Annotated in this window: 11 protein-coding genes; 4 read left to right on the top strand and 7 right to left on the bottom strand. The window is 41.8% G+C overall.

Annotated features, from left to right (window positions below; genetic code table 11):
* Positions 1–142: 142 nt before the first annotated feature.
* The 4 genes from BCU94_RS05440 to BCU94_RS05455 all read right to left on the bottom strand — a co-directional run bounded on the left by BCU94_RS05440 (position 143) and on the right by BCU94_RS05455 (position 5565).
* On the bottom strand, positions 143–859 hold the full coding sequence (locus BCU94_RS05440; protein ID WP_076541842.1) for a FadR/GntR family transcriptional regulator: 717 nt from the start codon (positions 857–859) through the stop codon (positions 143–145).
* 601 nt (positions 860–1460) lie between these two features.
* Positions 1461–2285 carry a hypothetical protein gene (locus BCU94_RS05445; protein WP_102475847.1) on the bottom strand — a complete coding sequence of 275 codons (825 nt, stop codon included), beginning with the start codon at positions 2283–2285 and terminating at the stop codon, positions 1461–1463.
* A 50-nt stretch (positions 2286–2335) separates the two neighbouring features.
* Positions 2336–3955, bottom strand: a complete 1620-nt coding sequence (locus BCU94_RS05450) for a chondroitinase-B domain-containing protein (protein WP_102475848.1) — start codon at positions 3953–3955, stop codon at positions 2336–2338.
* Positions 3956–4005: 50 nt separating this feature from the next.
* Positions 4006–5565 carry a polysaccharide lyase 6 family protein gene (locus BCU94_RS05455; RefSeq protein ID WP_102475849.1) on the bottom strand — a complete coding sequence of 520 codons (1560 nt, stop codon included), beginning with the start codon at positions 5563–5565 and terminating at the stop codon, positions 4006–4008.
* Between the two features lie 283 nt (positions 5566–5848).
* Here BCU94_RS05455 and BCU94_RS05465 point away from each other — a divergent pair, with 283 nt between their 5' ends.
* The 3 genes from BCU94_RS05465 (at position 5849) to BCU94_RS05475 (ending at position 9531) form a co-directional block, all read left to right on the top strand.
* A complete protein-coding gene (locus BCU94_RS05465) occupies positions 5849–6790 on the top strand; it encodes a polysaccharide lyase family 7 protein (RefSeq protein WP_102475851.1) in 942 nt (313 codons plus the stop codon).
* A gap of 345 nt (positions 6791–7135) precedes the next feature.
* Positions 7136–8386, top strand: coding sequence for an alginate lyase family protein (locus BCU94_RS05470; protein WP_102475882.1), 1251 nt, complete (start codon positions 7136–7138; stop codon positions 8384–8386).
* A gap of 74 nt (positions 8387–8460) precedes the next feature.
* Entirely contained in the window at positions 8461–9531 is a 1071-nt protein-coding gene (locus tag BCU94_RS05475; RefSeq protein ID WP_102436354.1) for a polysaccharide lyase family 7 protein, read from the top strand.
* Between the two features lie 170 nt (positions 9532–9701).
* On the opposite strand, the gene BCU94_RS05480 is transcribed toward BCU94_RS05475, so the two are convergent.
* Together BCU94_RS05480 and BCU94_RS05485 are read right to left on the bottom strand one after the other, a co-directional pair.
* Positions 9702–10136, bottom strand: a complete 435-nt coding sequence (locus tag BCU94_RS05480; protein ID WP_102436356.1) for a hypothetical protein — start codon at positions 10134–10136, stop codon at positions 9702–9704.
* 299 nt (positions 10137–10435) lie between these two features.
* Positions 10436–12214 (bottom strand): transporter, encoded by a 1779-nt coding sequence (locus tag BCU94_RS05485; RefSeq protein WP_102475852.1) that lies wholly within the window; start codon positions 12212–12214, stop codon positions 10436–10438.
* A gap of 545 nt (positions 12215–12759) precedes the next feature.
* Here BCU94_RS05485 and BCU94_RS05490 point away from each other — a divergent pair.
* On the top strand, positions 12760–13011 hold the full coding sequence (locus BCU94_RS05490) for a hypothetical protein (protein ID WP_102475883.1): 252 nt from the start codon (positions 12760–12762) through the stop codon (positions 13009–13011).
* Between the two features lie 174 nt (positions 13012–13185).
* On the opposite strand, the gene deoD is transcribed toward BCU94_RS05490, so the two are convergent.
* A complete protein-coding gene (gene deoD, locus BCU94_RS05495; protein ID WP_102436360.1) occupies positions 13186–13896 on the bottom strand; it encodes a purine-nucleoside phosphorylase in 711 nt (236 codons plus the stop codon).
* Between the last annotated feature and the right edge of the window lie 51 nt (positions 13897–13947).

The following is a 13947-nucleotide window of genomic DNA, read 5'->3' on the forward strand; positions in this document are numbered from 1 at the left end:
TAATATTAACGCATTTTGAGGAATAAAACGTTAACCAGACAGCAATCTTCTGCGAAAAACTGCTACTTTTTAACTTATAGAACAGCTCACAAAAAAAGGCCAACCTGTCAGTAACAAGTTGGCCTTTTTTAGCGATTAAAGCTTACTGCTGAATCGCTTCTAATTCTTGGTCACTTTGATTTAGCAACTCTTCACTGGCTTGACGAGCCTTTTCTGCATTACCCGCCATAATCGCTTCGTAAATTAAACGATGCTCTTCAATACAGGTAGTGCCACGCTTTGAGGCATGGTGGAAGAAACTCTTAAACATGGTGGTCAACACATTGGCAAACGGTAAAAAGAAGCTGTTACCAGTCGAAATAAAGATTAACCGATGAAACTCTAAATCGGCATCGACCCAACCTTCATGGTCAAACCCTTTAGAAATTCGATCCATTTCTTGAAATAGTGCGGATAACTGCATCCGCTGCTCAACCGTGGCATTGCGGGCGGCGCAAGCACAGGCTTCAGGCTCTATCGCTTTACGCAGCGATAAAAACTCTTGATAGAGATGCTCGGTTTTTTCCATGTCAATGAGCCAGTCAAGTAATTGAGAATCAAGATAATTCCAATACTCTTGCATTCGCACTCGGGTACCGACTTTGGGCTTAGACTCCAACAAACCTTTAGAGGTCAATAGCTTAATCGCTTCTCGCAATGCGGTACGGCTGACACCAAACTGAGTACAAAGGTCCATTTCCCCAGGGATAATCTCACCCTGTGGCAAATCACCAGAAATAATACTACGAGCCATTTCACATGCCACTTGCACATGTAAGCTGCGTTTTTCGCCACCAATTGGTGTAAATTTTGTGCTCATGTAGTAATACCCACCTATGATTTACACATTAATTAATACAAAAGACATAATAACTTGTATCACAAAGATACAAAGCAAAGGAGCCTTGCTGATAAGCAGAGGTTTAACAATGGCAATTGATAACCACAACATTTTAGCTAAGTTAGGCCTTGACGCAAATATTAAAGTCAGCAGTATAAAATATTTTTACTCTATATATTAGATGATTAGCAAGTAATAACAGTGAAATCTATTACACTTGTCAGCCAATAAAGTTTGTTAAACTATGTCTTTTACAATGAACTATAACGCCGACTGATACTCTTTTAGCTAGTATATGGCATCGTTTAACATTCACCAGTTTTAGACCAGTAATAATATTAATGTAATTATAATAACCTTAATTGAAGATTAATACTTAATCCTTGTTCATAGTTAATACTGACAAGCTCACAAAAATCAAAAATAATCTTTATTTCAGTGTTAAGGGTAAAAAAAATGCTGCCTGTCACCAAGGACAAAGCAGCATTTCAAGTCAGACTTCTTGTTAATTAATCACTAAAAACCAAGGAATTAGATAAAATCCCAATAGTTATTTATTCATTAAATTAACAGCTAAACATTAGAAGCTGTATTTATAACCAAGCTCGATAGCGTTATCACGCTTACCGTACCAATCGTAACCACTGTTTTCTACCATATGGCTGTCTTTAAGCATCTCAGTTTTCAGCTTAAATTTACCGTATACTGTGTGCTTTTTCGCATGTGGGAAACGGTAGTTCGCGGTAAACTCGTGCTCAAATAAACTGCGATCACCATTACTGTATACATGCTGCTCTACACCACTGTCGTTCTTGTATGATGAGATTTTGCTATAGTGGATCAAGTTATAAACAAAGCGGAAGTTATCCCAACGGTACGTCAGCCACATGTCGTAACGCATTTCTTTGTTTTTGTCATCGCGGTAGTAGCTATCGGCCGGATCATCTTTTAGTGAGATACGGTCAAGGTGCTGACTATAACGTGCACGCACTTTTACCTGCCAATCGCTATTAATTTTATAACCATAGTAACCACCAAATCGGATACTGTTGGCAGTTTCTTTGGTTTGATAATCTAATACTGGGCCCGCCTGGTGCTCGTTATTATCGCCCCAACGCGTTTGATAATCTGTTTTGAATGTCAACTCGTACTGCTCAGGGGCAAAACCCACTTCTTTTTCAGACTTGCTGCGATCATATTGCCACGCTTGTTCAACACCAAACTTAAAGCCGTTGCGCATACGATGGCCAAACTCGACTTTAGGGCGGTCGGTACGACCATCAAGCAGTTTATGTTCCCATTTAATGGCAATGGTACTTTTACCAGGGCGTAGATCATCATCATCTTCTGCTGCAGCGTTAAAGCTTAAGGCACCTAAAACAGCAATTGCTAAATACTTTTTCATTCTGATATTCCTAATTATTTTTTTAATCAAATCCAGTTAATAACGCGAGCTTATTCAGCTGACTCTGGGCCAACCTCTGCTTCAGTAAGGATCACTAAGCCTGTTGCGCCTTTACCAGCAACATTACCTTCTGGAGTTGCAAGGAATAATTTTGAATCTTCAGCAGATTCTGTTAATTCAGCAGTGCCATTACCTAAGTTTTCACGCTCTCCTGTCACTTCTTCGTAGTTACTATTGCTTGATAACGTGGTTACCGCAAACATGTTGCCAGACCAAGTAGAACCTTCACCAAGTAAGCAGTCATCACGTACACCCTTGTCACTAGAATCAACACCGTCAACACCGTTTGCCACTAGGTTGTCGGTAAGATTAACCACTGAGTCATCGGTACATGCACCAGATTTACCAAAGATGAAACCTTGTTTGGCACTCACAATCGTGTTGTTAGCAACTGTTGATGGGGCTTTGAGCGTTACGCCAGCATCGATTTCTTCATCTAGTACTGAAATAGCGCCCACTTCATTACCGGTTTTAGAACGGCTATTGTTGTAGACATAGTTATTAGTCACTGTGTGGCCTTTAGAGATAATACGAATACCCGCTTCGTACTTACCATCATCTTCACCTGAGCCATCGTTGATCATAATATTGCTAGCTACAGTGTTGTTTTCACCACCTTCTAATGACACAAAGCCATTGCTGCTAATAAAAGTGTTATTTTCAATAGTGTTACTACTTAAACGCACATAGATCATCCGGCGTGATGCATTTACGTCAGTAAATAGATTGTCGCTGATGAGTGTATTGGTCACATAGTCTGTTTTAGATGAGCTTGAAGTGCCTAAACGAATCGCAAACACGTCATTGGTGCCGCTAAAAGGGTTATCAAGGGCTAAGTTGCTGAAATGGTTGTGACTAATAACCACATCTTTATGTGATGAACTCGTACCTTGAACAGTAATGAAAGAGCCTTCTTCTGTCGGTTTGTTAGTAAAGGCGTTATAGATGATTTGAGTGCCTTCACCGCGCACCATAATCCAATCTAATGGATCATCCTGGCCATTTGATGCAAGGTTTTCACCATCAATGGTCAGTTGTGATAACACCACGCCAGCAGGCTTACTCTCAACGGTTTCATAAGCCTCACCCATTGATGATGAAGTACCTACGTTGATTAGGGTGGTGGTTGAACTGTCTTTACAGATTGGAGTAACGTCTTTAAAAGTAATGTTACGTAACTGAATGTTATCAGCAGAGATAACCACACAACCTTCGCCACCTGTAATTTGTGCCGCCGCGCCATATTCAGAGCCTTCTAGGCCATCATAAGTCGGTTCACCACCTAATAATACTAATGGGGTTTCACTGTCTAAGACTAAATTGCTTAAACCGCTAAAGCTGGCAGTATTATCTAATAAGATAACGATTTGACCATCTTCATTAACGTCAGTCGCGCCGTCAATAGCCGCTTTAAGAGTGCTCAAATCAGCATCACTAAATACCAAATCAGGGACTAAATCCCCTACCGGTTCAATTGGGTCGGTTGGATCTGTTGGATCAGTAGGGTCTGTTGGATCTTCAGTTATCGGCTTATCATAAAAATCACAGGCAGATAGCGTTGTTACAGCGAAAACAGCACTAATAAATAACGATAATTTATTAAGTTTCATACAACTTCCTTTTTTCTAAGTTTATTATTTTAATCGAATTCTTTTTTGCATTACTTTTGGATTGTGTAACTGGCACCAACATCTGCCATGGTCAGTACTTTTAAGCCCTTCGCGCCCACATCTAAATCTGCCGCTTCAAGCAAACCATTCGGTGCAACAATAAGCTTTGGCTCAGCAGTGCTAATACCTTCTGCTGGTAAATCTACCGCTTGGATAGGACCAAAATAGACTTCGTTGTTATAGGTAGGGTTAACCAGCTTAGCTACTTCATCATTACCTTTTAGGGCTAAAGACTTTTTCACTGCGGCGTAAGATAAGTTGTTATTAAAGGTCATATCGACACCAGCAAATACCGTCGATACTTTTTGATTGTCATAGAGGCTTACGCGGTGTTTTTTGTCTGAATATAAGACGTTTTGACGCGAGTTAATAACAGTGTTGTTTTCGATTAACACCTTGTTTGGCGTCGCTTGTTTGTTTAAGCCTTTACCTTTGACGTCTTGGCTTAATCGCTCACCTTGTTGCACATCGGTAATGCCGGTATTAATGGCGATGCCACCACGGACATTGCCGGTACCCATGACTCGCTCAATGTAGTTGTTACGAATAATATGGCCTTCGTCATATAAGCGAATACCACCTGAGTAACGTTTGCCATTACCAAGGATGACATTGTCTTCAACCACATTGTTGATACCGTGACGCAATGACACCATTGAAGCGCTGTTAATAATGGTGTTACCACGTAGCACGTTGCCAGCTGACTTAAATGACACTAACTCTGTTTCACCATCACACTCGTAAAATAGGTTACCTTCAATGGTGGTTTTTGATGGATAGATTGAGCTTTTTGAATCGCCGACACGAATGGCTTCCCAACTATTTGAGTTGTAACGGATCGCATCGCTAATATCGAACTCTTCATACTGGTTATGCTTTTGGTCATAAAACAAATTACCTTTAATGACATGGTTATCTGCAGTTTCGTCACCTTTAGCTTTCTGAATACCTATCAAGGTGCCGCGTTTATGCTTACCTTCGAAGGTGTTGTTCAATAATTGATTGTTTTTGCCGTAAAGCGATAACCATAAATACTTTGGATATTCATCACGCTTAGAATCTGGCTGATAAGCGTATTTATCATTGAAGAAGTAAAACATCGAGTTTTGTAGAGTGTTGTTATTACCGCGGAAAGTGATGCCGCCCATACGCTCAGCAGGGCCACCTTCGGTAAAGACCACACCATCGAGGGTAATATTGTTACCCACAAGGTTTAGCTGCACTAAGCCGGTAAACCAAGTTTGCCCTGGTACTTTTGCTTTAATAACAACGTTACTCGCGGTGATATCGAGACGACCTAAATCAGCATATTTGCCCGGTTCAAGAATTAACTCTTCCCCATCAGCAAGTGAAGCCAGCTTGCTTTTTAACGCTGCGCTATCAATGGCCTTGATTGAGCCTGAAGTAATCACTGCTTTTTCGTGAGCAACAATATTGTCTATTGCGACCTTATTAGTCTGTGTACCCTCATCAACTTTTGAATAGTTTTCGGTGGCACATCCGCCCAGTAAACTTAACGTAACTAAACCTGCAATTAAGCTAATCTTCATTAAACCGCCCCCTTATTTGTATTATGTTATTGTTTTATTTTTGTCGCATCATATCTGTGATATTGCGCAAACTTTTTTAAACTTTTTTATTATCAAAAGTGCAACAATCAAAATTAAACCATATAAACCATAAAAAACAGCAACTTAAAAAACTTGACCATTTAAGTCAAAAAACGTTAATCTTGTTTTTTGACGCGGGTCACATTTATGGTTCGGATAATAGCAATCAAAAAGCACTGGATCTATTGTATTATTTATTAATTAGAGGGGATTTGGATAAAAAATGACTAAAAAGACATCAGTGCCGCTTTTAACCAGTGTTATTTTTATGCTAATTGCTTGCGGAGGTGGCAGTTCAGAAACGGTTCCGCCTGAAGAAACGGTTCCGCCCGAAGAATGTGAAAGTTGCAGCTGGAACATAGATCAATGGAAACTCACCCTACCTGTGAGTAAAGATGATTACTACGGCACGGGTGGCGACTCTGCCGCAGAGCTAATTCCAGCTGATTGTAGCGGTAAAACTCGACTATCAAACGACACCAACGAACCCTACTTCTGGGTTGATGACAGTGATGAGCGCATGTATTTTCAGGTCAACTTAGGTGATAGTGGCGCGACTACCATCAATTCATCTTATGTACGTTCAGAATTAAGAGAGCTATATCACTATCAAACCCAAGACCCTTGCAGTAGCAGCAATCAAAACTGGGCTATAAATCAACAACATCAACTATCAAGCAGCCTGCGCATAGAGCAATACCCACAGATAAATGGCCAAGATCCTAAAGTGATTGTCGGCCAAATCCACGCTTATCAAATAAAACAAGCACTGGTTAAACTGCAATGGGATGGACCAAACAAACCAATCCGCGCCATTTTGAACGATAGCTTTGCCCCTAATAACGACAGCTGTGATAGCTGCCAGTCGTTCAGTGTTGAACTAGGCACAGTGGATGCCGGTACTCAGTGGCACTATGACATTGTGGCCAACCAGCAAGGATTAACAATCACCACTGAGATCAATAATACCACCACAGCAAGAACCCTAGCTTGGGGCGAGCCTGTACTGGCAAAAGACGGTAAGTATTACAGCTTAACAGAAGCTTGGTTAGAGGAGACTTACTACTTCAAAGCTGGAATTTATCCGCAAATCCAACCTGACGAAGACTACCAAAATCAGATTTTTGAAGTGTCATTTGACAAGATCACAATCCAGCACCAGTAGCGTTAAACGTAAATGGCAGCCGTAATATAAGGCTGCCATTAACTTATAAGCGTTAATTCCATTCAGCCCAAACGCCGCATTAATGTATGACAAATTTACAATAAGGGTTAGCAGCACTATTTACTATAAACCTTATATAAGCAGTGGCTGACGCCATATAAGACTACACTCAAACCATTAATTAAAAACCAAATAAACCTAAGTTAGTAGCAAATGGCGCAATAGTTTGCCATTAACACAATACAATAAGATCTGGATCACAGCATCGAAACCGCTAGACAACTACCCTATTTGTATTATTTAATCTTTATAACAAATTCTATGAAGGATGATATTGTGACCCAAATGACCCTACGCCCAATTGCACTACTTATAAGTGCATTAGCACTCAGTCACCAAGTACAAGCCGCCGATTTTGTGTTCTTAAATGAAGATGTTTTGCAGCAAAATCGCACCATCCTTCAAAGCAAAGATGCTAGCGCCTCAATGAAGCAAGCTTATGAACGCTTGCTTGAAGAAGCCGACATCGCCATGAAACAAGCGCCTTTTAGTGTGGCTGAAAAAGGCATGACTCCACCAAGTGGCGACAAACATGATTACATGAGTATCAGCCCTTATTGGTGGCCAGATGAAACCAAAGCTGATGGTTTGCCGTGGATCCGCCACGATGGCAAAACCAACCCAGCCTCAAAAACCACAGAAACTGACTCTAGACGCATTGGTAACTTTACCCGCTCAACCCGCGCGGTCGCCTTAGCGTATTACTTTAGCCAAGATGAAGCCTATGCCAAAAAAGGCATCGAATTTGTGCGTACATGGTTCTTGAATGAAGCCACTAAAATGAACCCTAACGTCAACTACGGTCAAGGGGTTCCCGGCAGAGCAGAAGGACGTCGAGGCGGTATTATTGATACCCGCACCCTTGCCGACAGAATGCTAGATGCCATTGCTATTTTGTCGCAATCAAAGCATTGGACTGAACAAGATGAGCAGCAAATTAAGCAGTGGTACAGCGAGTACTTAGATTGGCTAATTGTTGATGATCTGTCTGGCGGCCCTAAAGGTGAGGCGGCAGCGGCTAATAACCATGGCACTTGGTATGACTTCCAAGTGGCCAGCATCGCTTACTTTATTGGTAATGATCACCTGACTAAACAGATGGTGCAAAAAGGAAAAATGCGGGTTGATACCCAGTTTGAAGCTGACGGCTCACAACCCCATGAGATTGAGCGTACTCGTGCCTACCATTATCACTATTTCAGTATTGTGCCATTAGTGGGCATTGCTGAACTCGGTGAAAAAGTCGGGGTTGATTTGTGGAACTATGAAAACGACAAAGGCGGCTCGATGGCTCAAGGTATCCAGTTAATGGCCAACTACCATGATCCCGCAGTGAAATGGCCTTACTCACAAAAAGATGACCGTCGCCGCGTTGAGCGCATGACTAGCATCTACTTAAAAGCCGGTGAGTCACTGAATAAACCTGAGTGGATAAAGCTTGCCAAAGACACCGACTTTAGCCAGTTCAGCGTTAAAAAGAACTTAGCCGAAGTGTGGGAGCAGCGTGACATTGAGCTGCTTTATCACAAGCAATAATCATTAATAAAATCCTAACACCCAGTCGCAAACGCTACTGGGTGTGTTATTTATAGTGTCAAACAGGAGGCAAGATGCCACACCGTTTAATAAAAACTACCATTGCTACAGCGATGACAATAGGGCTTTGTTCAAGCGCCTATGCCGCCACAGACTTAGCCACTCAGCAGCAAGCCTACAAAGCCAAACTCAGCCAAGCATTAAGCCCGACGCTGGCACCTGCGCAAAATTTTGATTTATCGCAAATGAAAATCAATCTGCCTATTCCTGATCATCGCCCTGCGCGCCAAGGTCAAGTAATGGAAATTGAAGTGGATGAACTTAACGATAGCGTGCGCCCGTACACTAACCACTTTTGGTTTTACAGCCACCCTGAAACTGGCGCCATGGTAATGGCATCACCTAACACAGCACCCACTACTAAAAACAGCGCCAATGCCCGCTCTGAACTGCGGATCATGCTCAATGGTGAAGGGACCAAGGTCAACCCCAAGCACCCAAGCAATAACTTTGTCATTGATACTCACCCTAACAAGCAAGCTTATGGCGCTATCGGCGGCCAGTTAAGTGCCACCGTTGCGGTTGATTGGGTTAGTGTTAGTGGCGATGACAGTAAATTCCCATCCCACTCGGTGGTGGTTGGCCAAATTCATGGATCAAGTAAAGTTGAACCACTTAAAATTTACTACCGCAAAATGCCAAACCATGAATATGGTTCACTGTTTTGGAACTATGAAGTTTACCCAGCAGATATAGACCAACGCTACGATATCCCTATTCCAATTTGGGGCAGCGATACGTTAACCAAGCAAAGTGACGACCCTGTTGATGGCATCAAGCTAGGGGAGCTATTTAGCTATGACGTCAATGTTGTCGGCAGCTTGATGACGCTAACCTTTGTCAAAAATCCCGGTACTGATGCCGCCCAAACCAAGGTATTTAAAACCGATTTAAGTCAGCCTTACCCAGGTCACCCCATTGACCAAGGTTATGGCAGCGACAACATGTACTTTAAAGCCGGTGCTTATAACCAATGTAATCAAGGTACTGCGCACCCAGTTTGGGGCACGGGATGCACTAACAACGGCGTCGCCGCAGGAGATTACACCCAAGTGAGTTTTTATAAGCTGAACTTGAAACAGTAGTGTTGTGGGTCATTTAAGTCAGTAACTAAGCCAGCTACAAGCCAAAAAAAGCCAGCGACAAGCTGGCTTTTTTTGGCTAAAAATAACACTCATTAGCTAGCATTTATCGTTAATTTCGAGCTTGAGATCTTGATTTTTTAAACTGCAAACGAAGTTTGATAACTAAAAACCTATCGCCATAACCTTATTGTGCCCAGCAGGTAATAAGCACCGAAAATACAACAAATGACAGAACTGACAACCCAAAATGTTAGCGAGTTTTGGTGCACCAGGGGATCGGATGTGAAAAACGGTACAATTAACCCTGCAATACCGCGCACTAAATACACTGCGGAGATTAAGACTAAGCAGGTTTTTAATAGAGGAAGTTTGAAGATAACCCCAGCGCCAGATAGGGCGTAAAAGCCCCAGCCCGCTAGAATAGCAGCGATGATAAGCGTGACTATCGTTGGGTATGAGTCACCAGCTGCAGCCATCTGCGCCATCCCCTCTCCAGCACCGAAAAAACGGTACCAATCCGGCCCGCCGAAAATACAGCCGATGTGTAATAACGCAGCGAAAAAGCTTAAGTACGCAGCAACAATAAGTAAATTATTTCTTTGCATCTAAATCCCTTTAGAACATAACGTTTATAGCCAGCCAATGACTGTACATTCAGCAAAGCTATTGATTAATAAGTACTCTAGCAAATCAAAATCGAAATCGAAATAACGAGTAGGCTTAATGGCCAACACTCACTTCTAATTACAACGTTAATCTTTTTAAATCAGCAAACCAAGTTTGAAAAACTCAATTTCCCATTGGCAAATAGCCAAAAAAAAACCACCTAGATAACTAGGTGGTTTTCATGGTCAACATTTTGTAGGGAACTGAGTTAACGGTTCAATCTAACCATATTTAAAGCTTAGCTATTGCTTGCTTCTGCCTCAAGGGCTGCATCTTCAATCTTGTCGTCTACCGCTTTAATCAACACTAGACCCACGGTAAGTACAATGCCGCCACACAAGATAAAGATAAAGCGTCCGGTAATTTCGTTAGGAATGAAGAACATCGACATGATCCCAATACCTGCCACCGAAATCAGTGAACCGAGCATTTTACGTTGCTTGTTATCTAATTTCTGCTGCTCTTCACCTTCTGAAATCAACGGTGTATCAAGGTTCTCGAAGAATTTATCTACATCTTTTTGACGCTCTGCAGTTAATGGCTTGTAGAACAATGTTGATGCCACGAAGAAGCCAGCAGTAAACACTAAGTGACCCACTAAACCAATGGCAACCACAAGCTCTGACCACTCACGAGAGGTTAACTGATTGTCTAAGTTAAACGCAGTTTCTATCATTTCTGGGGTAATAATAAAGCCCACAAAGAATGAAACAAAACCACCGACAACTAAGGTACCCCAACCAGCCCAGTCCGGCGTTTTCTTAATAAAGAAGCCACAGAAAGCAGGGATAGTCATCGGGAAACCAATCAAGGCGCCCACGTACATCATGGTATCGAATAAGCTTAACCCTTTGAGCGAGTTGATAAACAATGCCACCAAGATAATCGCAACACCAAAGAAAGTAGAGGTTAGCTTAGAAACCACCACTAGCTCTTTCTCGTTCGCTGTTGGGCGAACAATCGGCTCATAGAAGTTTTTAACAAAAATACCTGAGTTCTTATTCAGACCAGAATCCATAGAAGACATGGTTGCTGCAAACATGGCCGCAATCAATAACCCAACCATACCTGCAGGCATGTAAGTTTCTACAAAGTAAAGGTAAGCAAAATCAGAGGCTTTGCCAGCTGCATCTGGGTAAGCCAGTGCCAAGTTAACCCCTTCACCAGCTATAAACCAGCTTGGCATGAACCAAATTAATGGGCCCATGGTCATTAAAATACACGCTAACAATGCTGCTTTACGGGCATTTTTAGAGTCTTTTGCAGCAAGGTAACGGTATGAGTTCAGCATGTTATTGGTAATACTGAACTGCTTTAAGAAGATAAACACACCCCACATAGCAAAGATGCTCAAGTAGTTCATGTCGTTACCAACAATGAATGACTCAGTTGGGAAGTTTTCAATGATGTTATTTACGCCACCACCTTGAATAATTGCCACTACCGCACAAGTAACGGTTACGGCCATAATCACCAGCATTTGCAAGAAGTCTGAGGCGATAACCGCCCAAGAACCACCAGTCACTGACATCACTAATACCACAAGACCCGTTAGGATAATGGTGGTGGTCATGTCAAAGCCAAAGATGCCAGAGGCAATAATAGCCAAACCATTTAACCAAATACCCGCGGTAATAACGCTGTTTGGCATGCCAGTCCAAGTAAACACTTGCTCGTTAACTTTACCGAAGCGCATTCTAATGGCTTCAATTACGGTAACAACGCGAAGTTGGCGGAATTTAGGAGCGAAGTAGAGGTAGTTCATCAGGTAGCCAAAGGCATTGGCTAAGAACAATATTGCGACGGCAAAACCGTCGGTGTACGCTTTACCTGCAGCACCGGTAAAGGTCCAAGCACTAAACTGCGTCATAAACGCCGATGCACCAACCATCCACCACAGCATGTTTCCGCCGCCACGGAAGTAATCACTTGTATTGTTAGTGAACGTTCTAAACATCCAACCAATACCAATCAGGAATAAGAAATATATTCCGACAACAATCGTGTTAAGTTCCATTGTTCAACCTTAATCTAATACGCTTGAGTTGACTATAATCTAAAAGCCCCATTTAATTGTACTACAATATAGCAAATGTGTGATCAAACACATAATAGTTATTCGGCTATTTTATTTGCAGTCGCATTTTATGATTTAGATTCATTTTCAACAAAAACAAAAAAGAAAATAAAACGATAAAAAACAGTAGTATATCAAGTTTGAGTGAGTGAGTTCACACATTTTATCTTAAAGAAAAAACACAAATAATTATTACATTATGACAGTTAAGAGTAGTTACTCTTTCACCACAACCACCCAATTGTAGTATTTATTAACTATTTAGAGAGAGATTTCACTCACGAAGATTAAACAAAGTCACTTTCAAACCACCTCAAAAAGCTGTTATGTGTGTAAAATACACTTAATTAATATTCAAAAAGTTTGACAGCACTGCACTCATAATAAGTGACAGCAACAAGCATTAAAATAGCACCTAAGTGCGTTGCACACTTTCTCAATTAGCAGCTTAAAAGATGTCGCTAACCTTACTGAATGAGACTTTAATGGCAAAACCCAACCCTAAAGGCCCTAGTCGCACTGTCGATATCTTCTGTGGCAAATGTAAAACCCAACTTTTTAAGTACCGCAAAGGGGGTAAAGGCGCATTAGTAAAATGCTTTAAAGAGCGCATTGTAAATGATTACACCACCAGCCCATGTATATGTCCGCAATGTGAAAGCACTTTTGCTAGAGACACCTTGGTTCGTGGTACCCCTGCCTTTAAGATGATTGGCGGCAAGGTAACCATGAAATAAAGTCTATTAAGTCGCTGCGTTATTCAAGTCATCGCTTAACAAGCTAATCGACCCGCTGCTGATAAAGCCCATAAAAAATGCCGCCCATTACCATAAGGTATTGGGTGGCATAACGGTTTCATACTAACAAGCAGTCTCACCTAGCGTTTACATCCAGGTAAGCACTTATCATCATTAGTCTAAATGGCTTACCGCTTCTAATGTCAGCTTGATCATGTCATTCAAGGTCTGTTGACGCTCTTCAGCGCTCAAGTGTAAACCTTGTCTTAAATGATCGGTCACTGTCATCATTGCTAATGCATTAGCGCCGTATTCCGCAGCGACGCCGTAAAGCCCAGCGGCTTCCATTTCAACGCCTAAGATGCCGTACTTTTCCATTAGGTCGTAACGTTCTTCATCTGCACTATAAAATAAGTCAGAAGAATATAGGTTACCGACATGGTAACTTGCACCTTGTTTTTCAGCTGCATCAGCCGCTAAACGCAACATGTTAAAGTCAGCAATCATAGCAAAATCGGTATTAGCAAAGCGCGAACGGTTAACCGCTGAGTCTGTGCTTGCACCCATTGCCATAACCACATCCATCAATTTAATTTTATCGCTCACAGCGCCACAAGAACCGATACGGATAATGTTCTCAACGCCGTATTCGGTGATCAACTCTTTAGCATAGATAGAGATTGACGGAATGCCCATACCAGAACCCATAACTGAAATCGGCTTACCTTGAAACTCACCGGTATAACCCAGCATGTTACGAACATCAGTCACTAGCTTAGGGTTATCAAGGAAGTTTTCAGCAATATATTTAGCACGTAGAGGGTCGCCAGGCATTAAAACTGTCTTAGCAAAAGCACCTTCTGGGGCATTAATATGTGGGGTCATGTGTTACTCCAATAAAAAGCCTGCTACTGATAAGCAGGCGTAAAAAATTAA

Origin of the sequence: Shewanella sp. 10N.286.52.C2 (genome assembly GCF_002874545.1) — a bacterium.
Lineage (GTDB): Bacteria > Pseudomonadota > Gammaproteobacteria > Enterobacterales > Shewanellaceae > Shewanella.

Coding starts and splice junctions, on each gene's coding strand:
- BCU94_RS05440 (WP_076541842.1), bottom strand. CDS start 859: ATGAGCACAAAATTTACACCAATTGGTGGCGAAAAACGCAGCTTACAT.
- BCU94_RS05445 (WP_102475847.1), bottom strand. CDS start 2,285: ATGAAAAAGTATTTAGCAATTGCTGTTTTAGGTGCCTTAAGCTTTAAC.
- BCU94_RS05450 (WP_102475848.1), bottom strand. CDS start 3,955: ATGAAACTTAATAAATTATCGTTATTTATTAGTGCTGTTTTCGCTGTA.
- BCU94_RS05455 (WP_102475849.1), bottom strand. CDS start 5,565: ATGAAGATTAGCTTAATTGCAGGTTTAGTTACGTTAAGTTTACTGGGC.
- BCU94_RS05465 (WP_102475851.1), top strand. CDS start 5,849: ATGACTAAAAAGACATCAGTGCCGCTTTTAACCAGTGTTATTTTTATG.
- BCU94_RS05470 (WP_102475882.1), top strand. CDS start 7,136: ATGACCCTACGCCCAATTGCACTACTTATAAGTGCATTAGCACTCAGT.
- BCU94_RS05475 (WP_102436354.1), top strand. CDS start 8,461: ATGCCACACCGTTTAATAAAAACTACCATTGCTACAGCGATGACAATA.
- BCU94_RS05480 (WP_102436356.1), bottom strand. CDS start 10,136: ATGCAAAGAAATAATTTACTTATTGTTGCTGCGTACTTAAGCTTTTTC.
- BCU94_RS05485 (WP_102475852.1), bottom strand. CDS start 12,214: ATGGAACTTAACACGATTGTTGTCGGAATATATTTCTTATTCCTGATT.
- BCU94_RS05490 (WP_102475883.1), top strand. CDS start 12,760: ATGGCAAAACCCAACCCTAAAGGCCCTAGTCGCACTGTCGATATCTTC.
- deoD (WP_102436360.1), bottom strand. CDS start 13,896: ATGACCCCACATATTAATGCCCCAGAAGGTGCTTTTGCTAAGACAGTT.